Below are 20,639 nucleotides of genomic sequence, written 5' to 3'. Positions count from 1 at the left end.
GTCACAACATCCAAGCCACCGTATTTCCCCATGTTTCGCACTCGCCATGCCCTGATGACCCTCGTCGCCACGCTGTCCGCCGGATGTGCGGTCGGCCCGGATTACATACGGCCGGTGCCGGCCATGCCCGGCGCATACCAAGGCGACTCTGGCCAAGCCCGGCAAAGCCCGGGAAGCGCCCTTGCGGATGCCGACCTTGCCGCATGGTGGCCGGCCTTCGGTGATCCGCAGCTCACCCATTTCGTCACGCTGGCGCTGGAGCAAAACGGGGAGCTGGCCCAGGCGTCCGCCCGTGTATTGCAGGCCAGGGCAGGGCTGCAGGCCGCCGGGGCCGCATTGGCACCGGCAGTGGGCGTTGCGGCACAGGCATCGAGGGCTTACCAGTCAGTGGAAACCCCGCTGGGGCAGGTGCTGAATTCGTCCCCCGGCTTCGATCGTTACGGCAGCGCGTATGAGGCCAATCTCTCCGCCAGTTGGGAGCTGGACTTTTTCGGGGGGCTCGAGCGCGGGATCCAGGCGGCCCGGGCCGACTTCGAAGGGTCGCAAGCGGGAGCGGCCGCGGTGCGGCTGGCGGTGGCTGCGCAGATCGCCGACACCTACATCATGGTGCGTGGCCTGCAGGCGCGCATCGAGATTGCGCAACGGCAGGTCAAGACACAGCAGGGGCTGCTCTCCATGATCCAGTTGCGGTTCGACAAGGGCCTGGCGTCGGAGTTGCAACTGCGCCAGGCCGAAGGGGCGCTCGCGCGGGTAAAGGCCTCGATCCCCGTATCGCAGGCAGCCCTGGAGGCCGCGATGAACGCAGTGGACGTGATGCTGGGCACCCATCCGGGCACCCACCGCGCCGCGTTGTCCGTCCCCCGCCCCGTGCCGGCACTGCCGCAGATCGGATCCGGCGGTGCGCCGGGCGACTTGCTGCGCCGCCGTCCGGACCTGATCGCCGCCGAGCGTCGGCTGGCCGCCAGCAGCGCACGCATCGGCGTTGCCGTGGCCGAGTATTACCCGAAGGTCTCGCTCAGCGGCCTGCTGGGCAGCGCCACCGCCATTTCCAGCGTCAACCTCTTCACCGGTGGGGCGGCTCAGGCCGGCGCCACCGTGGGCCTGCGCTGGCGGCTGTTCGACTTCGGCCGCATTGACGCCCAGATCCGGTACGCCGAGGCACAGGAGGCCGAGGCACTGGCAGGCTATCGCCACGCCGTGCTGCGCGCAACCGAGGAGGTGGAAAACGCGCTGTCCTCGTTCCAGCGCCGACGGGAACAGGCCGACCTGTTGGCTGCGGGTGCCGACGCGCTCACGCGGGCGCGGGATGCTTCGGCGGCCGCTTTCGACAAGGGCGTCGTCAGCCTGATCGAAGTCCTGCAGGCCGACGAGGCGCTGCTCGGCGTGCTCGATGGGCAGGTCCAGGCGCAAACGGAATCCGCGCGATCGGCCATTGCCATCTTCAAGGCGCTGGGCGGCGGGTGGGTGCCGGAGAAAGCGCCGCCGGCCGTCCTTTCCGGCCTTTCGCCCGTTCCAGCCGATCGGCCCTTTCGCTTCGCCGATGCGGCGCCACCCGTTGCGTCAGCGGCGGGCACAGAGCGGCGCTGAGCCGTTTGCGTGCCCGTGCCTTGGAAGGCTTTGTTCTTTCCCTCCCTCACCACAGGAGCTCCCATGCCGAACACGAAATCCAACCCATCCCGTCGTCTCACCCGCCCAATGCTGGCCGCTTTCGGGGCCGCCGCCCTGGCCGCATCGCTTGCCCTGCCTGCGCAAGCCCAGACCCCCCCGGGCGAAGCCCAGAAAAAGGACAGCCGCCTCACACGCGCAGAGGTGGTTGCCGACCTCGCGCTGTGGCGGCGTGCGGGCGTGGACCGTTACGACGTGCTGGCGCACTCCTATGGCCTGGAGAAAGAGGCGTACCACGCCGCATACCAGGAATACCTGCGCTTGCGCAACAGCGACCAGTTCCAGCTGGAAGTGCAGAAGGCTTTGAACAAGTGATCGGGGCGGCTCGTGGCCGGCGGGCCCGGGTCCGTTTCATCGGGATTGATGCAACCAGCCCAGCCCGGCGGTGGTCCCCCCCGGTCCCAGGCCGCGCGCGGGCCGGTATTCGCAGCCGATCCAGCCCGGGTAGCCCAGTTCGTCCAGCAACTGGAACAGGTAGGGGTAGTGGACCTCGCCCACATCCGGCTCGTGCCGCTCGGGCACGCCCGCGATCTGGATGTGGCCTACCCGGCCCGTGGGCACGTACTGGCGGATCTGGGTGGCCAGGTCGCCTTCGACGATCTGGCAGTGGTACAGGTCCATCTGCACCTGAACGTTCGGCGCACCGATCTCGGCCAGCAGCGCATGGGCCTCGTCCTGGCGGTTCAAAAAGTAGCCGGGCATGTCCCGTCCGTTGATGGGTTCGATGAGGATCTGCAGCCCGTGCGGCGCGGCCATCGCGGCCGCCACGCGCAGATTGGCCACATAGGTGGCGCGCACCTCGCCCCGCGTGCGGCCGGCCGGCAGCAGTCCCGCCATCACGTGGATGCGCGGCGACTGCAGCGCTTGCGCGTAATCGATCGCCTGCACCATGCCGGCGCGGAACTCCGCCTCGCGCCCCGGCAGGCAGGCCGTGCCGCGCTCGCCCGCGTCCCACTGGCCCGGTGGCGCGTTGAACAGCACCTGTTCGAGGCCATGGGCCTGCAGGCGCGCCGCCAGTTCGGCGGGCGGGTGGGCGTAGGGAAAGAGAAATTCCACCGCACGAAAGCCATCGCGTGCGGCCGCGGCGAAGCGGTCGAGGAAATCGAACTCCGGGTAGAGCAGGGACAGGTTGGCGGCAAAGCGGGGCATGTGAACAGGCTTTCTGGCGCGGGCGATGTGGGTGAGTGTCTTTGATGGCCGGGCCGTAGCGGGGAGCGCGATGGCGCTGAATGGTGGAATCCACCCAGGCGCAGCCGGTCTACTGCGTTGTCGATGAATTGTCATATTGGAAAGCCATCATGGCCGCTTCCACCACAGCGATACAGCCCCGTTTCGGGCCTGTCCACGATGACACGCCGCGTCACGATCCAAACGCCATTGGGAGAACAGCTGCAGTTTCGCCGCCTGCAGGGCAAGGAAGCGCTCTCCGAGCTGTTCGCGTTGGATGTGGATCTGCTGAGCGAGAGCAAGTCCCTCGACCCCAAGGCGTTGCTGGGCAAGCACGCCACGGTGGAGGTGGCGCTGGCACCGGTGCCAGCGCCGGCGCCGGGACGGAGACGGCCGTGGTGCCCGCCGCTACCGCCGCGGCGGCACCCGCCCCCGCCACGGCCACCGCGGCAGGCTCGGCCCAACCCTGCGATGCGCCTTGCGAATCAACGGGCGCATCGCGCAGCGGCGCAGCCGCCAGTGCATCGGCCTCGCGCACCACGGCGGCGGCTTCGTCCGGCGCCATCTGCAGGGCCGTGCCCAGGCGTTGCAGAAAGGCCTTTTCCTGGGCATTGCACACACCGTCGGCATCGCACACGCCCACGGCCATTTCGTAGGCCAGTTGGCGCAGCGCGGGCGTGTCCAGCGCCTGGGCCGCGTCCTCGATGCGCACGCGCTGCAGCAGCACGTCCTGGTAGAGCTTCATCAGGTCCAGGCCGGTGCCGGCGCTGAGCGACTCGGCCAGCTGGCGCAGGTGTTCGCGCTCGCGCTCGTCCTTGTGTTCGTCGGCAAAGGCCGCCATCAGGCTGATGGCCATCACGGCGCGGGTGTGTTCGGGTTGCATGGATCGGTATTCCTCGGGTGGCAAAAACGAAAAGGCATCAAAGGGGAGAGACGGTCGGCCGGCGCCGCGTGCACGGGCCGCCGGCCTCCAACAGGCTGGCGGGCCGGCGCGGTGCCGATCCGGGTTCCCGCTGCGCTGTATGCGTTGGTTTTGCAGAGGAAGGAAAGCGCAGCCGCCGCAATGGCGGAGCGATCCCCGGGCTGCATCTAGGAGCGAAAGCGCGGTTTTCAATAGGCCGGTGGCGCGCGATGCCGGATTTGGCTGACAGCCAGGACTTCGTCGTCCCGACGACAATGCGGCCTGCCACAACAACACACCTGCATGCCGCGCATGCGGACCAGAAAGGCCCGTCTTCCATGACTGCACCCGTCCCTACCGCGGCCGACGCCGACGCACCCGCGCCCCGCGCCTACACCGCCGAGGAGAAGCGCCACCGCGTCTTCTCCATCATGGCGGCCTCGTCGGGCAACCTCGTCGAATGGTTCGACTTCTACGTGTATGCCTTCTCGGCGCTGTACTTCGCGCCGGCCTTCTTCCCCAAATCGGACCCCACCGCCCAGTTGCTGAACACCGCCGGCGTGTTCGCCGCGGGCTTTCTCATGCGGCCCATCGGCGGGTGGCTGTTCGGGCGCATCGCGGACAAGTACGGGCGCAAGACCTCGATGCTGATCTCGGTCACCATGATGTGCGCGGGCTCCCTCGTCATCGCCGGCCTGCCCACCTATGCCGCCATCGGCGCCTGGGCGCCCTTCCTGCTTCTGATGTGCCGCCTGTTCCAGGGGCTTTCGGTGGGCGGCGAATACGGCACCACCGCCACCTACATGAGCGAGGTGGCGCTGCGCGGCCAGCGCGGCTTCTTCTCCTCGTTCCAGTACGTGACGCTGATCGGCGGGCAGCTGCTGGCGGTGCTGGTCATCGTGATCCTGGAGACGCTGCTGAGCGAGGCCGAGCTGAAGGCCTGGGGCTGGCGCATTCCGTTCGTGATCGGCGCCATCTCGGCCGTGGTCGCGCTGCTGCTGCGCCGCACCCTGCACGAGACGCAGACCGACGCCGCCAAGCAGAACAAGGAAGCCGGCACCATGGGCGGGCTGTTCCGCCACCACAAGGCGGCCTTCTTCACCGTGCTGGGCTACACGGCCGGCGGCTCGCTGATCTTCTACACGTTCACCACCTACATGCAGAAATACCTGGTGAACACGGTGGGCCTGCCCATCAAGACCACCAGCTACGTGATGACGTGCGCGCTGTTCGTGTACATGTGCATGCAGCCGCTGTTCGGGGCGCTGTCGGACCGCATCGGCCGGCGCAACAACATGCTGCTGTTCGGCGCGCTGGGCGCGCTTTGCACGGTGCCCATCCTCACGGCGCTGCAGCACACGACCAGCCCCTACGTGGCCTTCGTGCTGATCGCGCTGGCCCTGGCCATCGTGAGTTTCTACACCTCCATCAGCGGCATCGTGAAGGCAGAGATGTTCCCGCCCGAGGTGCGCGCACTGGGCGTGGGCCTGGCCTACGCGGTGGCCAACGCGATCTTCGGCGGCTCGGCCGAGTACGTCGCGCTGGGGCTCAAATCCATCGGCCATGAGACGGTGTTCTTCTGGTACGTGACCGGCATGATGGTGCTGGCGTTCGTGGTCAGCCTGCGCCTGCCGCGCCAGGCGAGCTATCTGCACCACGACCATTGACGGGGCCGGCCCGGCCGCGTCGGCCGGGCCGCACCGCCCCCCCGCCCCCCCCGCCCCCCACGCACTGCCCCGCGCCCTGCCGCCGAATGCCTGGGCCACCGAATTCAGAACTTTTAAGGTGCCGGCCAGTGGCCTCGCCAGCGGCGGCACCTGGTGCGCTGCAGCGCAAAAAATCCATGCCCGACAAGGACTTGGCGCTGCCATCGGGTCGCGCCAGCACCCCTTGCAGCCCTTCGCCCGCGCCCTCGCGGGCCGCCCTCCCCCGCGTACATTGATCGCCGTGGCACGGGCCCTGACCCGCGCCACGGCAAAAAATCAATTCGGAGGACCGCGGCATGAGCCATTCCCATACTTCCCGCAGGCAAGCCCTGCAGCACCTGGCCAGCCTGACCGCCGGCTTTTCGTTGTGGAGCCTGCAGCACAGTGCCGCCTGGGCGCAGAACCCGGCCGACAACCCGCAGAACTGCGCCCCGCCCACGCCGCCCGGCCCGGCGACGCCCTTCCAGGGCGGCAAGATCGCCGTCAAGCCGCGCAAGAGCGCCTTCGCCCTGACCGATGCCGAGATCGCCAGCCTCACCAAGGGCTGGCAAGGGCTGCGCGACATCACCGCCCAGAACCCCAACAGCCCCACCGGCTGGCTGCGCCAGAGCTACGTGCACTGCTGGGCCTGCGGCGGCGGCACCGACGGCCAGCAGGGCGAGGAAATCCATTCGAGCTGGTGGTTCCCGCCATGGCACCGCGCCTACCTGTTCTTCCTGGAGCGCGCCCTGGTCAAGGCCTCGGGCGACCCCGACCTGCGCCTGCCGTATTGGGACTGGAGCACCCAGAGCCCCTCGACCCAGACCTTCCCGCAGATCTACGCCAGTGCCGGCAGCGCCCTGTACGATCCGCTGCGCAACCCCGCCAACGTGAAGCCGGGTGCCCGGATCCCTGCCGCCTTCGTGGGCCCGAAGGCCATGTCCATCGTGCTGAACTCGCCCACCTACGCCTTGTTCGGCGGGGTCAACACGGCCATCGGCGGCGGCAGCCCCGGCACGCTGGAGACCATTCCCCACAACCACGTGCACGTGTGGACGGGCACCGATGGCAGCCAGTCGCCCAACTACGGCTCCGACATGGGCGTGCTCTCCACGGCCGCCCGCGACCCGGTCTTCTTCGCCCACCATTCCAACGTGGACCGCATGTGGAGCAGCTGGGTTGCGGTCGACCCCTCGCACACCAACCCGCCGGATGCGGACTGGAACGGCCACGCCTGGAACTTCTACGACGAAAACGGCGTGTGGACCTCCATGAAGGTCAGCGACGTCGTCAACTCCGAAAACCTGGGCTACGTGTACGACTCGCTGGCCACACCCCCGAAGCCCCTGCGCAGCGCCGTGCGGACAGCAGGCGCCAGCCAGCCGGCACCGGCCGAGAACGCGGCCCTGGCGCATCCCGCGCAGCCGCTGGTGGTGCTGGCCGCGCCCCAAAAGCGCAACCTGGGCACCGCGCCCGTCACGCACAAGGCCGCGCTGCCGGAGGGCTTTCGCAAGCCGCTCGCCGCGCTGGCGGCCAACCAGTCGTCGCGGCTGTACCTGCTGCACATCGACGACGTGACCACCCCGCCCGACCGCAGCGTGAGCGCCAAGGTGTACGTGAACCTGCCCAACGCCAACGCCAGCACCACCACCGAGTCGCCCAACTTCGTGGGAATGATCTCCAGCGTGGCCAAGACCACGCCCGCGAACACGGCGGGGCATGCGGCGCACCACCAGGCCGGTATCCGCTATTCGTTCGTGATCGACGAGGAGACGGCCCGCCTGATCGCGCGGGACAAGGCCGTCACCGTCACGCTGGTGCCGGTGGACAGCAACGGCGCGACGCCGCGCCGGTCACAGCTGAACTACGGCCGGATCACGCTCACGCCGCTGCCTTGAAGAACCGGCCCTGAAGGCCAGGCCCCGGCCCGACGCGCGGCATGCTGGCTGCGCAGCGGGCCGGGGCCTGCGCTTTTTTCAGGCCGCTGCGGCTCCGTCAGGTGGGCGCGGTGCCAGCCCCAGCGCCGCCAGCTCGGGCGACACCCGCTCCCAGGCCACGTCGCACCGGGGCTGCGTGCGCTCGCTCGGCAACGCGGGCGTGCGCAGCGCCCATTGCGCGCCGGCCACCACGCTGTCGATCACCGGCACGCCCACCTCGGGCTGGATCGCGCCGGCCATGCCGGCCAGGCCCGCGCCCCCGAGGATGACGGCCTGCACGCCCATCTGCCGCACCACGTCGCGGCAGGCCTGGGCGAGCAGCGCCCGCGCCGCCGCAGGGTCCGCGGCCAGTTGCGCGCCGGTGGGTGCCACCGTGTGGATGCCCGCCAGCATGGGCGCATGCCCCAGTGCCTGCGCCAGGCGCTGCAGCATGGGCCCCCAGCGCTCGCCGCCGGTGACGATGCCGAAGCGCCCTTGCCGCGCCGCCGTGATGAAAGAGGCCTCGGCCAGCCCGGTCACCGGCACGGGGCTGCTCTCGCGCAGCGCCATCAGGCCCGGATCTCCGAAACAGCCGACCAGCACCGCATCGGGCGCGCTGCCGCCGTCCGCCAGCGCCGCGGCCCAGGCGTCCAGCGCGGCGTGCGAGGCCACCGCGTAGCTGGCCTCGCAGGCGATGTAGGGCGCGCCGAACCGGGCCGTGGCCGTGCGCACCTGCACGTGCGATCCGGCGGCGGCCTGCACGTGGCGCTGCAGCAAGGCGCTCACGCTGGCCGAGGTGTTGGGGTTGATGACGAGCAGTTGGCGCATGCGTTGCCTTGTTGTCCGGGTGAGCGGCGCGCGTCAGGCCGCGCGGCCCGCGCCCAGCAGTTGCACCAGGTCCGGCGCCGCGTCCTGCGGGGGCGTGAATTCAAGCTGCGATTCGATGCGCGCCAGGTGGTCCAGCATGCGCCGCGCGGCCTCGCCCGCATCGCGCAGGCGGATCGCGTCGATCAGCGCGCGGTGCTCGCGGCAGCCGCAGGCCGTGGCCTCTTCGCGGGCCTGCACATGGCTGGGGCTGTAGGTCATGAGGATGAGTGATGTGCGCGACACCAGCTCGCGCAGGATGCGCCCCAGCGTCTGGTGGCCGGCCGCCTGCGCGATGTGCAGGTGAAAGTCCCCCGACAGCCGGATCGCCCGGCGCATGTCGCCCGCCTGGCGCGAGGCCTCCTCGTCGGCCACGCTCTGCACCAGCCAGGCCACGTCCTGCGCGGTGGCCGTCTCCACGAAGAGCGACACCAGGCGCGGCTCGATCAGGCGGCGCGCCTCGAACACCTCGCGCGCCTCCTGCACCGTGGGCTGGGCGATGGAGGCGCCGCGGCGCGGCGTGAGGGTGACCACCTGCTCACCTGCCAGGCGCACCAGCACCGGCCGCACGCGGGTGCGCGACACGCCGAAGGCCATGGCCAGCTTGTCTTCCACCAGCTTGGTGCCGGGCGGCAGGCGATGGTCCAGGATGGCCGAGACCATGCGCTCGTACATGTCGTTGTCGCTCAGCAGGCCGTCGTCGGCATCGGTCGCAGGCAGCGCGGCGGTGCGCGGGGACGCGGCCCTGCGGCGCGGCGCGGCCGCGGCACGGGGGGCGCGGCCGGCGGGTGCGGGAGGCTTCATCGGGCGGCCCCCGCGCGGCGACCGCGCCCGAGCAGCCACACCAGCGCCAGGGTGAGCCCCATCACCACGAAAGAAACCACCGTGGTCAGCGTGCCCAGCGCGTAGATCGACGGCGTGGTCACGGTCGATGTCAGCCCCTGCAGTTCCAGCGGCAGCGTGTTCACGTCGCCGATGGCCTGCGAGGTGCGGGCGATCTCGTCCCAGCTCAGCGTGAAGCCGAACATGCCGATGCCCACCACCGACGGCGCCACCAGCGGCAGCACCACGTGCGCGAAGCCCTGCCACGGCGTGGCGCCCAGGTCCCGCGCCGCCTCTTCGTAGGCCGGGTTGAAGCGGTTGAACACCGCGAACATGATGAGCAGGCCGAACGGCAGCGTCCACGTGAGGTGCGCGCCCAGGGCCGAGGTGAAAAGGCCCAGAGAGGTGCCGAAGCCCTCCAGCGTCTCCTGCAGGCCCAGCCAGCCCAGCACCGCCTTGATGGCGGTATCGATCAGTCGGAACTCCAGCCCGATGCCCAGCGACACGATGATGGACGGCATGATGAGGCTGGCCACCACCACGAAGAACAGCGTGTTGCCGCCTGCCAGCCGCTTGCGAAAGGCCAGGCCCGCCAGCACCGACAGCACCACGGTGCACGCCATCACGGCCAGACCGAGGGCGAGCGAACGCCGCAGCGCCGCGCCGATGTCCACCACGCCCAGCCCCTCGGCCAGCTGGCGGAACCAGTGCAGCGACAGGCCGCGCATCGGAAAGGTCAGCCCGCCTTCGGGGCCCTGGAAGCTCAGCACGAAGATGACCAGCATGGGCCCGTACATGAACAGCACGAACAGAACGAACACCATCGCCAGCAGCCAGAAGCTGAGCGGGCGCGGCTCGCGCAGGCGGGTTTTGTTCATGGAAAGGGCCTCCATGCCATGGGAAAGACGAAGGGGGCGGTGCCTGCGCGGGGCACTGCGCAAAAGGATGTGCGTGCGTGAACGGCCATGGCTCAAAGCTCCTTGCGGATGTCCACCAGCCGCGTGAGGCCGTAGATGGTCATCAGCACGACGGCCAGCAGGATCACGGCATTGGCCGCCGCCAGCGGAAACTGCAGGTACGAGGTCTGCACCTGGATGATCTTGCCCACCGAGGCGATCTGCTGCCCGCCCATCACGCCGATGGTGACGAAGTCGCCCATGACGATGGTGATGACGAAGATCGAGCCGATGATGATGCCGGTGCGCGACAGGGGCACGATCACGTTCCACAGCGTCTGCCAGCCCGAGGCGCCGGAGTCGCTCGCGGCCTCCAGCAGGCTGCGGTCGATGCGCATCATGCTGTTGAAGATGGGCACGATCATGAACATGGTGTACAGGTGCACGAAGGCCAGCACCACGGAAAAATCGGAGAACAGCAGCCACTCGATCGGGGTCTGGATCAGGTGCAGGTCGATCAGCGTCTGGTTCACCAGCCCATTGCGCCCCAGCAGCGGCACCCACGAGATCATGCGGATCACGTTGGAGGTCCAGAACGGGATGGTGCACAGCACGAACAGCAGCGTCTGCATGCCGGGCGAGCGCACGTGGAAGGCCAGGAAGTACGCCACCGCGAAGCCCAGCACCAGCGTGATGCCCCACACCAGCAGGCTGAACTTGAGGGTGGACAGGTAGGTGCGCAGCGTGGTGCACAGGTCGGCCGTGTTGCCGCAGCCCTCGAACACCGACAGGTAGTTCTTGAAGGTGAAGCCGGGCAGCAGCTCGTATTCGTTGAAGTCCCAGAAGCTCACCATCAGGATGAGCCCGAGCGGGACGAGAAAGAACAGCACGAACACCGCGGTGAACGGCGCAGCCTGCCACCAGGCCGCGATGCCGCGGCCGGGCGCGGCGGCCACGGCGGCGGTATGGGAGGTCGAAGGAGGGCTCATGGTGCGGTGGAACGTGCTGAAAGGGACGACGAAAGGAGCATGCCAATCGAAGACGCCGGGCGGCAGGCGCCGCCCGGTTTCATCGGTCAGGCCGCGACGAATTCATTCCATTTCTGGACCATGTAGTTGTTCTCGTCCATCAGCGCGTTCCAGCAGGCGATGCCGCCCATGCGCGACTCGTAGCTGCCGCCGTCGCGCACGCTGCCGGCCTTGGCCAGCAGGTCGCCATTGGGGCTCTTGATGTCCTGCGCGGCGGGCTTGCCTTCCATCCAATAGGCCCACTCGTAGGCTTCCATCTTGGCCTTGGCGGTCTCCAGCACGGCGCTGTAGTAGCCCTGGCGGTTGAGGTACGCACCGGCCCAGCCGTCGAGGAACCAGTTGATGAACTCGTACGCGCCGTCCAGCTTCTTGCCCGACAGCGTGGCCGGCAGCCCGAAGCCCGCCGCCCAGGCGCGGTAGCCCTCCTTGAGCGGCTGGAAGTTGCAGGCGATGCCCTTGGTGCGCACCGCCGTCACCGCCGGGCTCCACATGGACTGGATCACCACCTCGCCCGAGGCCATCAGGTTGACCGACTCGTTGAAGTCCTTCCACAGCGCGCGGAACTGGCCGGCGCGCTTGGCTTCGATCAGGGTCTTGATCGTGAGGTCGATCTCCTTCTTGGTCATGTTGCCCTTGTCGGGGTACTTGTACAGGCCCATGGCCTCGACCACCATCGCCGCATCCATGATGCCAATGGAAGGAATGTTCAGGATGGCCGTCTTGCCCTTGAACTCGGGGTTCAGCAGCTCGGCCCAGGAATCGATGGGGCGCTTGATCAGGTCGGGGCGGATGCCCAGCGTGTCGGCGTTGTACACGGTGGGAATCAGGCTCATGAACTGCGTCGGGCTCTTGGCGAACACCTTGCTCTTTTCGCCTTCGAGGTAGATCACCTTCTTGGGCGCGGTGCCCTGCTCGCCCACCGCCTTGCCGCCCACCATGCCGGTGGTGAACAGCGGGGTGATCTTGTCGGCATTCTTGATGCGCTTGGTGTCGATGCCCTTGAGGTTGCCCGTGGGCACGATCTTCTTGAGCGAGAAGTACTCGGTGTCGATCAGGTCGAAGCTGTTGGGCGCGGTGACGGCGCGCTTGGTCACGTCGTCCGTGGTCACGGCCACGTACTGGATCTCGATGCCCGTGTCGGCCTTGAATTTTTCAGCGATGGCCTTGTCCTGGTTCACCGCCGTGCCCAGGTAGCGCAGCACGATCTTCTCCTGCGCATGGATGGCCGGGAACATGCCGGCGGCCAGGATGCCGGCCGTGCCCTTGAGCAGCGAGCGGCGCTGCACGGCGGACGACGGGGCAGCGAGGGATTCGGAAGACGCATCGGACATGGAAAGCTCCTAGGTTGAACGAAGGGACAGGGGGAAAGGGAAATCTTTTGTCGACCAGCGGAGGCAGGAGCCGCGACGCCCGGTGCGTTGCGGCTGCCGGCCTGCAGCGCCTCAGGCCGGCACCGCGACGGCGGCACCTGCCGAGGCCGGTGTGGACGGCGCCTGCAGCGGATGCGCGCGCTCAGGCCGCCAGTGCAGCCGCACCGCATCGCCCACCAAGTAAGGCCGGGCGGCGTAGGCGTCTTCAGACACCATCACGGAATACGCGGCGGTTGTGCTGGACGACACCACGGCGCCCTCGTCCTGCAGGCCCAGCAGCACGTAGGTGCCCTGGTACTCCACATCGGTCACCACCGCGCCGATGTGGCTCGACCCGGCCGGCAGCGCCTCGCCCACCGCGGCGATCTGCAGGTGGTCGGTGCGCACGCCCACTGGCCCGGACGGTGTGACGATCACGTTGTGCCCGCCCATGAAGCGCGCCACGAATTCGCTCGCGGGCCGGTTGTAGACCGTGTGCGGCGAGCCCACCTGCTCGATGCGGCCATGGTTCATCACCACCATCGTGTCGGCCAGGGCCATGGCCTCTTCCTGCGAATGGGTCACGTGGATGAAGGTCAGCCCCAGCTCCTTTTGCCAGCGCCGCAGCTCGGCGCGCATCTGGATGCGCAAGAACGGGTCGAGCGCGGACAACGGCTCGTCCAGCAGCAGCACGCGCGGCTCGGTGATGAGGGCGCGCGCCAGCGCCACGCGCTGCTGCTGCCCGCCCGACAGCTCCGCCGGCTTGCGGTCGGCCAAGTGCCCCATCGCCACGCGCTCCAGCAGTGCCCGCGCGCGCGCCTGCCGCTCGGCCTTGCCCACGCCCTTCATCTTGAGACTGAACGCCACGTTGTCCAGCGCGGACAGGTGGGGAAAGAGGGCGAAGCTCTGGAACATCATCGCCGTGCCCCGCTCGGCCGCCGGAAGGTCGGTGATGTTGCGGTTTTCCAGCAGCACATCGCCACTGGTCACCGACTCGTGCCCCGCGATCATGCGCAGCGTGGTGCTCTTGCCGCAGCCCGAAGGCCCCAGCAGGCAGCAGTAGCTGCCGCTGGCAATGCGCAGATCGATGCCATCGACGGCAGGCTTGCCCTGCGCATAGCGCTTGGTGAGCGCAACGATTTCGATGGCGGCGGGGGCCGAGGGGTGGGAGGTGGCATCCATGCCGGGGCATCACGCAAACGCCATGCCAGCCTGGAATACCGTTTCTGCACCGTTTTGTATACAAAAACCGCACGTTCGGGAGATCAGCGCACCGGGCTGGCGATTGGAAGCACCAGCGTAGCCACCTGCCAGCCGGTTACGTGATTTTCGTGCAAATAAAGTAAGAGAGCGTTGCAAACGGTGGTTTCGCGGAACAGCACTTTTAAGATGCGCCGCTCGGAGCCGCTGAGCCCGTTCGTTCGCAACGACGAACAGAAGAAGACAACGCCATCAGGGAGAAAAAATGACAAACGCATGGGAAGACACCGCACCTCGTGCCAACCGGCCGATGGCCAGACATGCACAGGGAAAAGCCCCCTGGCTGCGATGGCAGCGCACTTTCGTCGAGGCCACCACGCCAAGGCCTCGTGCTGGCAGAGCGTCCACGTCGCTCAGGCACCTGATCGCTGCGCCCCCAATCGTCTTCCCATGAAATCCCACACCTCTTCACTCTCCACCCACCGCGCGGCCTTCCGCCAGCCCCGCTTTTGGCAGGCCTGGCCGCGATGGGCGTTGCTGCTTCTCGCGGGCATGCCGCTGGCCCTGCTGGCCGGGTCCCTGCTCTCCTCCCGCGCTTTCAACACCGCAGAGCTCATGCACACCGATGTGTGCGGCGGGAGTGACTACAGCCTGGAGTTCTACGATTACAGCGACGGCGCGGGCTACGTGAAACTGGTGGACCAGGCCGGGCGGTCGTATGGACGCGCCGAGCATTCGGATGCCGACGCGCTTCGCCCGGTGTGGGCCGACGATTGCCTGTCGGTCACGGTCAGCACGGACCGGCGCCGCGTGCGGCTGGAGGTCAAGCCCTGAACGGCCCCTGGCCTGTGTGACCCACCGCGTTCATGCAGGGTGTTCAGGCGCCCCACTCACCCTCCCTGGGTGCGTGCGGCAGGCAGCCGGCTGAACGCCAGGCGCCAGTTCGGGCGCCCCCCGCCGAGCCGCTCCGCCAGGGCGGCGCACTCGGGGTCGTAGGCAGCGGCCAGGAACAGCAGCGGCAGTGCGTCGCGCGGCTCGTACAGGCTGCCGACCACATGGCCCCGCTCGCCATTGTCCGAGCGCGCCTTGTCGAATCGCACATCGCTGCGCACAAACTCGGCATGCGTCTTCTCACCCCTCAGGTACGGCATCAGCCACGCCACGCTGTGGGCAATGGAGGCGCCGTTCGCCGCCTTCCAGTGGTAGAAATCCTCGCCCTGTTCCGCGAAGGCCAGCGCCAGCGTGACGAGCGGGCGCAGGTCGTACACGTGGTAGGACAGCGCATCGCGCTCCTGGAAATCGACGCTTTCGCCGCTGGCAAGCAGGTTGTCGTTGATCTGCGCACGCAGGCCGTCCCGCGCGTAGGCGATCAGCCGTGCATCGCCGATTGCGAAGCCGATGAGGCCGACGATCTTCAGGCGATGGCTGTGCCAGTTGTTGGTGGCGGTTTTCTTCTTCATCTCCCGCGACCCCATCTCGGCTTCGGCGATGCGGTGCATCCAGCCATCGACCGATCCGCGTGTGGAAGCGTCCAGGTCGGCCCGCACCAGCCGATACCCGAAGATGGCGGGCTCCAGGCCGGTTTCATCGATGGGCTGGCCGGTCGGTCGGTTGACCTGTGCCCAGCGCAGCAGGTAGTCGCCCGCCTTCGCCGCATGGCGCGGGTCGTGGTCGAGCCGGTAGGTGATGGCCAGCGCCTGGATCTTGTCCATGTCCTGCAGGCCCGCTTCGGTCTGGGCCTTGAGCGGATCGCCCCGCAGCCGGCCGCCAGTGGTCAGCACGGCCACGGGCCGGGGCTCGCTCTTCATCGCGTCTTCGGCGATGCGCCGCTGGGCGGCCATGGCACTGCGCCATGCGGGGACGGTGGCCGATTGTTCTCGCGCCTGATCCCATTGCCGGGGCGTGGGCCACAGCGTCTGTGCCTGCGCCAGGCAAGCGCAAGACAACGCCACCCAGGCCAGAGCCGTCAGGACGACGTTGCGCCCGCTGCGGGAAAAAGGCATGGCGTGCCGCACTTTCCATAGAACCATTGACATTGATCTTCCCTGGTGGATGGCGCCGCACTGCACTGCGCAACTGGCGGGCTGACGTGCGGAACGCATCCGGTGAGCTGAGGAGACCACCGCCGGCGCGATGGACCAGAAAGCCGGAGGACAGGTCAGTCGCCAAGCGACTCCTGTGCACCGGTACCAAACCATGATGGCGTGCGGCCGCATCGCCCATGCTTCCAACGGTTTCAGCCTGGGGCGGACCCATTCATCGGCATCCGCGCGAGCACGCCTCACACGCACATTCCGCGTGCAAGCAAGTACCTATCAAGATTGAAACACCTATTTACATAAACACCGGCGAAAGATAGTCTGGCGCCGATTTCTACCGCCTCGGCCGCACACCGGCACGTGGCCGTCCCTTCGGCCCAACGCGATCACCCAGGAAACGACCTGTGAACCACTCCAGAAAAATCCGCCTCTCCCTGCTGAATGCCGCCCTCGCTGCCGCTTGCCTGGTACATGCTCCTCTGGTATTGGCAGCGGACGTGCGCATCACCGTGCCTTCAGCAGGCGGCTTCGTGGTGCGCAGCGCCAATGGAACGCAAGAGGGGCTGCGGGTGCAGGATGGTGGCGGTGTCTTTCTGCCCACCCTCTCCACGCGCACACCCGTGGCCACGGTGCTGTGCTTTGAAACCACGACGGGCGCCCTGGGTCCCTGTGCAGCAGGCGTGGCGGCCGGTCCGACCGGCGCCACGGGCGCGACCGGGGCGACTGGCGCCACCGGTGTCACCGGCGCTGCGGGTGTCACGGGACCTGCGGGCACCGCCGGCGCTGCAGGCGCCACGGGAGCCACCGGGGCCACCGGGCCGACAGGCGCCGCCGGTGCGACGGGAGCGACCGGGTCGACAGGTGCCACGGGCGAGGGCTATGCCAACGGCACGGCTGGTGGGCAGATCACGTTGACGTCGTCGTCCGCGCCCTTCAGTCCGCAGGCTCCCGTCACGCTGACGGGAGACGCGAGCCTGAGCAATGCCGGCGTGCTCACCATCGCGGACGGCGCCATCACCGGCAACAAGATCGCCAACCTCAGCATCAACAATGCCAACATTGCCGTGAATGCCATCACCACCAGCAAGGTGGCGAATGGCACCGTGACCACCAGCAAGATGGCCGACCAGGCGATTTCCACGCTCAAGCTGCTGGACTCGGCGGTGACCAACGTCAAGCTGGCCGACGATGCGGTGAGCGTGTCCAAATTGCAGGGAGGTGCCTCCGCCGGGGCCCGAACCTACCTGCGCTCGGACGGCGTGTGGGTGCAGCCCGGGCAGCTCGTACAGGGCGGCACCCTGACATCGGGCTCCACCGTGCCCAGCACCCCGACCGGAGGGGTCTACTACGCGGCCCAGGGCGGCAGCACGCTGAACCTGCCCCCTGCGAACGTGGCGGGGCAGACGCTCACCATCATCACCCTCGATCCACAGAACGGCGCGTCGGTCATCCTGCAGGCCTCGGGCGCGGACACCATCGTGAATGCAAGCTTCAGCGGCAACGGCATCGGCAGCACCTTGCAGGGCGCCTTCAAGTACTTCCTGCTCAGCGACGGCAACGGGCGGTGGTTCGTGAACTGAAGCGCTCCGGCCGCAGAACGGCGGCGCCTTGCCCACCGCCGCCCGGTTCACGCCTTCGGCCCGGTCCCCCGCGGCCCCACCGCCGACATTCCGATGCCCAGCACCGCCAGTGCCCCCGTCAGCCCCACGATGGCCGGCCACCCGCCGTGCTGCCAGAACCATCCGCCCATCGATCCGACCACGCTCGAACCCATGTAGTAGAACCAAAGGTAGAGCGATGCCGCGTGCCCCTTGGTCAGTCCGGCCAGCGGGCCGATGGATGAACTGGCGATCGAGTGGCCGATGAAGAAGCCGGTGGTCACCAGCGCGATGCCGGCGAACACGCCCCACAGCGACGGCGACAGGGTGAGCAGCGTGCCGCCCAGCATGAACGCGAAGCCCGCGGCGAGCAGCCCGCGCCGGCCCAGGCGGTCCGCCAGCCGACCCGCCACGGACGACGACACGATGCCGAAGCCGAACACCAGGAACATCAGGCTGATCTGCGTCTGGCTGAGGCCGTAGGGTGCGCCGGACAGGCGGAACGTGGCGTAGTTGAACAGCGTCACGAAGATGCTCGTCAGCAGAAAACCGATGGCGAACAGCCGCAGCAGCCCGCGGTGGCGCAGGTGGCCGCCCCAGGCCCGAAGGTGGTAGCGGATCTGCAGCCCGGGCTGGGGCGTGAAGTGGCGCGACCGCGGCAGCAGCACGAGAAAGCCGATGGCGGACAGCAGGCACAGCGCGCCCAGGCAGCCCAGCGCGGCGCGCCAGCTCACCCATTCGGTGAGCACGCCCATGCCCACGCGCCCCATCATTCCGCCGAACGCGGTGCCCGCCACATACAGGCCCATGGTGTGCGCCAGATGGCGCGGGTCGATCTCCTCGGCCAGGTAGGCCATGGCCACGGCCGGCACGCCGCCCAGCACCAACCCTTCCAGCGCGCGGGCCACCAGCAGACCATGCCAGCTGGGCACGATGGCCGCGGCGATGTTCAGCAGCGAGGCCAGCGCCATCGAGGCGAACATCAACCCGCGCCGCCCCAGCGCCTGCGAAAACGCCCCCGCCAGCACGATCGCCACGGCCAGCAGGCCGGTGGTCAGCGACAGCGGCAAGGCGCTCTGCGCGGGGCTGATGCCGAACGATCGGGCAAACGCCGGCAGCAGCGGCTGCACGCAGTAGATGAGCGAAAAACTGGCGAAGCCCGCCAGGAACAGCGCCGCGGCGGCACGCCGGTAATCCGCGGAGCCGCGCGCGATCCAGCCCAAAGCGGACGTGCCCGGCGGCGTGGATCGGGCCGAGGACGGTTCGGCCAAGGGCATGGCGGAAGGCGGGGCGAGGTCTGGAGAGGCGGTCAACGAAGGCATGGGTCGAACAATGGACAGCAGAGCAAGGCGGCGAGGGAAAGGCGCTGCGCCGAAAGGCAGCCAGCGCTGGAATCTAGGCGCTTCCCTCATATATGTCCAATATATGATTCATCTCATCACCATACTTATTTCAGATACCCGATGGAACTGCGCCACATCCGCTACTTCATCGCCGTGGCCGAGGAAGGCAACTTCACCCGGGCCGCGGCGCGCCTGGGCATCGCGCAGCCGCCGCTGAGCCTGCAGATCAAGGACCTGGAAGCCGAGGTGGGCGTGCCGCTGTTCCACCGCGTGCCGCACGGCGCACAGCTCACCGACGCGGGCCGCGCTTTCCTGGAAGGCGTGGGCGGCCTGCCGGCGCGCACCTTCGACGCCGTGCGCGCAGCGCAGCGGGCGGCGCGCGGCGAGGCGGGCGTGCTGCACCTGGGCTTCACCGGCTCGTCCGCGCTCAATCCCGTGGTCGTGCAGGCCATCCGCTCGTACCGCCGCGGATTCGCGCAGGTGGAACTCAGGATCGACGAGGGCAACTCCCTCACCCTGGTGGAGCGGCTGCGCGACGGGCGGCTGGACATCGCCATCCTGCGCCCGGACGGCCTGGACGCCACGGGCCTGCACTTTCACCGCTATCCGGACGAGCCGCTGATCGTGGCGCTGCCGGCCAGCCACGCCGCCTCGCGCAGGGGCCCGCGCATCGACCTGCAGAAGTTGCGCGGCGAGCCCTTCATCCTCACGCCCCGGCCGCTCGGCCCCAGCCTGTTCGATGCCTCGGTGGCGGCCTGCCGCGCGGCGGGCTTCGAGCCGCAACTGGGCCCCACGGCGCCGCAGATCGTGTCGATCCTCGCACTGGTCGCCGCCGAGCTGGGCGTGGCACTGGTGCCTGCCTCCATGCGGCACCTGGCCTTCAAGGGCGTGGCTTACCGGTCGCTCAGCAGCCAGTCGGCCCTGGTGAGCCTGGCCGTCGCCCACCGCGAGGGCGACCGTTCGCCCTTCGTGCAGAACTTCGTCACGCTGGCCCGGCCCGCGGCCCGGTAGGCCAGGACACTTTCCGGCACGCGCGCCGCCCGGGTCACACCTTGCCGGCGACCCCCGCCGATTCGAAGCTCGCCATCTCGCGCAGCACGGCGCAGGCCGATTGCAGCAGGGGCCAGGCCAGCGCAGCGCCCGAGCCCTCGCCCAGCCGCAGGCCCATGTCCAGCAGCGGCTCGGCCTGCAATTCGCCCAGCAGCAGCGTATGGCCCCGCTCGCCCGATCGGTGGGCGAACACGCAGCGCTCCAGCACGGCGGGCGCCAGGCGGCTGGCCACCAGCACGGCCGCGCTGGTGATGAAGCCGTCCACCACGATCACCCGGCGCTCGCTGGCGGCCTGCAGCACCGCGCCCACCAGGGTGGCCACCTCCAGCCCACCCAGCGCGGCCAGTGCCTGCAATGGCCCGGTGGCCTGCGCGTTGGCCTCCAGTGCCTGCTGCAGCACCGCGCGCTTGCGCGCCACGCCCTCGGCATCCAGGCCGGTGCCCGCGCCCGTGCAATCGCCGATCGGCAGGCCGCACAGGCGCGACAGCAGCAGCGAGGCGACCGATGTGTTGCCGATGCCCATCTCGCCCAGCAGCAGCGCGTTGCCAGGCAAGCCGCGCACGATGGCGCAGCCGTTGGCAATGGCCTGTGCGCACTGCGCCTCGGTCATGGCCGGGCCTACCGACGCATCGGCTGTGCCGGCTGCCACGCGGGTGTGGCTGAGCAGGCGCGGTTGTCCCGGCGCGCTGTCGCGCGGCGCAATGACGCGTGCCACGCCGCAGTCGGCCACGGTCAGGTCCAGGCCATGCTGGCGCGCCAGCACGCTCACCGCCGCACCGCCAGCCAGGAAGTTCTCCACCATCTGCCAGGTGACATCGCTCGGAAACGCCGACACGCCGCGCGCCGCCAGGCCGTGGTCGGCCGCGCACACCAGCATCTGCGGCTGGCGCAGCTCGGGCGCCTCGGTGCCCAGGATGCGGCCGATGCGCAGCGCCAGCGACTCCAGCCGGCCCAGAGCGCCCAGCGGCTTGGTCTTGTGGTCCAGCAGGTGCTGCAGGCGAGCGGCCAGGGCCTCGTCGGACAACGGAGCCACGGCGGGCAGCGGCAGATCAACGGCAAGGGTCATCGGTCATTCACTCCACGAAAACGGTGGGAAAAACAAAACAGGAAAGGCTT

The 20,639-nt window shown here is 68.8% G+C and carries 18 protein-coding genes and 1 pseudogene; 7 read left to right on the top strand and 12 right to left on the bottom strand.

Features of this window, described 5'->3' with window-relative positions:
• The first annotated feature begins 30 nt into the window (after nt 1–30).
• Together R1Z03_RS15290 and R1Z03_RS15285 are read left to right on the top strand one after the other, a co-directional pair.
• Entirely contained in the window at nt 31–1,587 is a 1,557-nt protein-coding gene (locus R1Z03_RS15290) for an efflux transporter outer membrane subunit (RefSeq protein WP_372588156.1), read from the top strand.
• A 63-nt stretch (nt 1,588–1,650) separates the two neighbouring features.
• Nucleotides 1,651–1,980 (top strand): DUF4148 domain-containing protein, encoded by a 330-nt coding sequence (locus R1Z03_RS15285; RefSeq protein WP_317352434.1) that lies wholly within the window; start codon nt 1,651–1,653, stop codon nt 1,978–1,980.
• Between the two features lie 36 nt (nt 1,981–2,016).
• Here the strand turns inward: R1Z03_RS15285 and otnI are convergent, their stop codons facing one another.
• Complete coding sequence (gene otnI / locus R1Z03_RS15280) at nt 2,017–2,814, bottom strand: 2-oxo-tetronate isomerase (protein WP_317352431.1); 798 nt, start codon at nt 2,812–2,814, stop codon at nt 2,017–2,019.
• Between the two features lie 568 nt (nt 2,815–3,382).
• A pseudogene (locus R1Z03_RS24960) lies at nt 3,383–4,030 on the bottom strand (tellurite resistance TerB family protein); the annotation flags it as partial.
• Nucleotides 4,031–4,071: 41 nt separating this feature from the next.
• Between R1Z03_RS24960 and R1Z03_RS15270 the strand changes: the two are divergent.
• Together R1Z03_RS15270 and R1Z03_RS15265 are read left to right on the top strand one after the other, a co-directional pair.
• Nucleotides 4,072–5,400: an MFS family transporter gene (locus R1Z03_RS15270; protein ID WP_317352425.1), complete on the top strand. Its 1,329-nt coding sequence runs from the start codon at nt 4,072–4,074 to the stop codon at nt 5,398–5,400.
• 335 nt (nt 5,401–5,735) lie between these two features.
• Complete coding sequence (locus R1Z03_RS15265) at nt 5,736–7,316, top strand: tyrosinase family protein (protein WP_317352422.1); 1,581 nt, start codon at nt 5,736–5,738, stop codon at nt 7,314–7,316.
• 78 nt (nt 7,317–7,394) lie between these two features.
• Here the strand turns inward: R1Z03_RS15265 and R1Z03_RS15260 are convergent, their stop codons facing one another.
• The 7 genes from R1Z03_RS15260 to R1Z03_RS15230 form a co-directional block, all read right to left on the bottom strand.
• Nucleotides 7,395–8,162, bottom strand: a complete 768-nt coding sequence (locus R1Z03_RS15260; protein ID WP_284408966.1) for an aspartate/glutamate racemase family protein — start codon at nt 8,160–8,162, stop codon at nt 7,395–7,397.
• Nucleotides 8,163–8,195: 33 nt separating this feature from the next.
• The gene (locus tag R1Z03_RS15255; RefSeq protein WP_372588155.1) at nt 8,196–9,002 is read right to left on the bottom strand and encodes a GntR family transcriptional regulator; all 807 of its coding nucleotides are present in this window, start codon (nt 9,000–9,002) and stop codon (nt 8,196–8,198) included.
• Entirely contained in the window at nt 8,999–9,898 is a 900-nt protein-coding gene (locus R1Z03_RS15250) for an ABC transporter permease (RefSeq protein WP_272564119.1), read from the bottom strand. The genes R1Z03_RS15255 and R1Z03_RS15250 overlap by 4 nt, the downstream gene beginning before the upstream one ends.
• A gap of 92 nt (nt 9,899–9,990) precedes the next feature.
• The gene (locus tag R1Z03_RS15245; protein ID WP_317352418.1) at nt 9,991–10,905 is read right to left on the bottom strand and encodes an ABC transporter permease; all 915 of its coding nucleotides are present in this window, start codon (nt 10,903–10,905) and stop codon (nt 9,991–9,993) included.
• An 86-nt stretch (nt 10,906–10,991) separates the two neighbouring features.
• On the bottom strand, nt 10,992–12,275 hold the full coding sequence (locus R1Z03_RS15240; protein WP_272564121.1) for a PotD/PotF family extracellular solute-binding protein: 1,284 nt from the start codon (nt 12,273–12,275) through the stop codon (nt 10,992–10,994).
• Between the two features lie 111 nt (nt 12,276–12,386).
• Nucleotides 12,387–13,475, bottom strand: coding sequence for an ABC transporter ATP-binding protein (locus tag R1Z03_RS15235; RefSeq protein WP_317352413.1), 1,089 nt, complete (start codon nt 13,473–13,475; stop codon nt 12,387–12,389).
• A gap of 83 nt (nt 13,476–13,558) precedes the next feature.
• Nucleotides 13,559–13,771 carry a hypothetical protein gene (locus R1Z03_RS15230; RefSeq protein WP_284408959.1) on the bottom strand — a complete coding sequence of 71 codons (213 nt, stop codon included), beginning with the start codon at nt 13,769–13,771 and terminating at the stop codon, nt 13,559–13,561.
• Between the two features lie 172 nt (nt 13,772–13,943).
• Here R1Z03_RS15230 and R1Z03_RS15225 point away from each other — a divergent pair, with 172 nt between their 5' ends.
• Complete coding sequence (locus R1Z03_RS15225; protein WP_317352409.1) at nt 13,944–14,327, top strand: hypothetical protein; 384 nt, start codon at nt 13,944–13,946, stop codon at nt 14,325–14,327.
• Nucleotides 14,328–14,383: 56 nt separating this feature from the next.
• Here R1Z03_RS15225 and R1Z03_RS15220 read toward each other — a convergent pair whose 3' ends face one another.
• Nucleotides 14,384–15,496 carry an alginate lyase family protein gene (locus R1Z03_RS15220; protein WP_317352407.1) on the bottom strand — a complete coding sequence of 371 codons (1,113 nt, stop codon included), beginning with the start codon at nt 15,494–15,496 and terminating at the stop codon, nt 14,384–14,386.
• 440 nt (nt 15,497–15,936) lie between these two features.
• Here R1Z03_RS15220 and R1Z03_RS15215 point away from each other — a divergent pair, with 440 nt between their 5' ends.
• Nucleotides 15,937–17,112, top strand: a complete 1,176-nt coding sequence (locus R1Z03_RS15215) for a hypothetical protein (RefSeq protein ID WP_317352405.1) — start codon at nt 15,937–15,939, stop codon at nt 17,110–17,112.
• A gap of 47 nt (nt 17,113–17,159) precedes the next feature.
• On the opposite strand, the gene R1Z03_RS15210 is transcribed toward R1Z03_RS15215, so the two are convergent.
• On the bottom strand, nt 17,160–18,452 hold the full coding sequence (locus R1Z03_RS15210; protein ID WP_317352402.1) for an MFS transporter: 1,293 nt from the start codon (nt 18,450–18,452) through the stop codon (nt 17,160–17,162).
• Between the two features lie 141 nt (nt 18,453–18,593).
• Here R1Z03_RS15210 and R1Z03_RS15205 point away from each other — a divergent pair, with 141 nt between their 5' ends.
• Nucleotides 18,594–19,484: a LysR family transcriptional regulator gene (locus R1Z03_RS15205; RefSeq protein WP_317352399.1), complete on the top strand. Its 891-nt coding sequence runs from the start codon at nt 18,594–18,596 to the stop codon at nt 19,482–19,484.
• A gap of 34 nt (nt 19,485–19,518) precedes the next feature.
• Here the strand turns inward: R1Z03_RS15205 and cobT are convergent, their stop codons facing one another.
• On the bottom strand, nt 19,519–20,589 hold the full coding sequence (cobT, locus tag R1Z03_RS15200; protein ID WP_317352398.1) for a nicotinate-nucleotide--dimethylbenzimidazole phosphoribosyltransferase: 1,071 nt from the start codon (nt 20,587–20,589) through the stop codon (nt 19,519–19,521).
• Between the last annotated feature and the right edge of the window lie 50 nt (nt 20,590–20,639).

Source organism: Acidovorax sp. BLS4, from assembly GCF_032929295.1.
Lineage (GTDB): Bacteria > Pseudomonadota > Gammaproteobacteria > Burkholderiales > Burkholderiaceae_C > Paracidovorax.
This window is presented reverse-complemented; position numbering and strand designations above follow the sequence as displayed.

Coding starts and splice junctions, on each gene's coding strand:
- R1Z03_RS15290 (WP_372588156.1), top strand. CDS start 31: ATGTTTCGCACTCGCCATGCCCTGATGACCCTCGTCGCCACGCTGTCC.
- R1Z03_RS15285 (WP_317352434.1), top strand. CDS start 1,651: ATGCCGAACACGAAATCCAACCCATCCCGTCGTCTCACCCGCCCAATG.
- otnI (WP_317352431.1), bottom strand. CDS start 2,814: ATGCCCCGCTTTGCCGCCAACCTGTCCCTGCTCTACCCGGAGTTCGAT.
- R1Z03_RS15270 (WP_317352425.1), top strand. CDS start 4,072: ATGACTGCACCCGTCCCTACCGCGGCCGACGCCGACGCACCCGCGCCC.
- R1Z03_RS15265 (WP_317352422.1), top strand. CDS start 5,736: ATGAGCCATTCCCATACTTCCCGCAGGCAAGCCCTGCAGCACCTGGCC.
- R1Z03_RS15260 (WP_284408966.1), bottom strand. CDS start 8,162: ATGCGCCAACTGCTCGTCATCAACCCCAACACCTCGGCCAGCGTGAGC.
- R1Z03_RS15255 (WP_372588155.1), bottom strand. CDS start 9,002: ATGAAGCCTCCCGCACCCGCCGGCCGCGCCCCCCGTGCCGCGGCCGCG.
- R1Z03_RS15250 (WP_272564119.1), bottom strand. CDS start 9,898: ATGAACAAAACCCGCCTGCGCGAGCCGCGCCCGCTCAGCTTCTGGCTG.
- R1Z03_RS15245 (WP_317352418.1), bottom strand. CDS start 10,905: ATGAGCCCTCCTTCGACCTCCCATACCGCCGCCGTGGCCGCCGCGCCC.
- R1Z03_RS15240 (WP_272564121.1), bottom strand. CDS start 12,275: ATGTCCGATGCGTCTTCCGAATCCCTCGCTGCCCCGTCGTCCGCCGTG.
- R1Z03_RS15235 (WP_317352413.1), bottom strand. CDS start 13,475: ATGGATGCCACCTCCCACCCCTCGGCCCCCGCCGCCATCGAAATCGTT.
- R1Z03_RS15230 (WP_284408959.1), bottom strand. CDS start 13,771: ATGCGTTTGTCATTTTTTCTCCCTGATGGCGTTGTCTTCTTCTGTTCG.
- R1Z03_RS15225 (WP_317352409.1), top strand. CDS start 13,944: ATGAAATCCCACACCTCTTCACTCTCCACCCACCGCGCGGCCTTCCGC.
- R1Z03_RS15220 (WP_317352407.1), bottom strand. CDS start 15,496: ATGCCTTTTTCCCGCAGCGGGCGCAACGTCGTCCTGACGGCTCTGGCC.
- R1Z03_RS15210 (WP_317352402.1), bottom strand. CDS start 18,452: ATGCCTTCGTTGACCGCCTCTCCAGACCTCGCCCCGCCTTCCGCCATG.
- R1Z03_RS15205 (WP_317352399.1), top strand. CDS start 18,594: ATGGAACTGCGCCACATCCGCTACTTCATCGCCGTGGCCGAGGAAGGC.
- cobT (WP_317352398.1), bottom strand. CDS start 20,589: ATGACCCTTGCCGTTGATCTGCCGCTGCCCGCCGTGGCTCCGTTGTCC.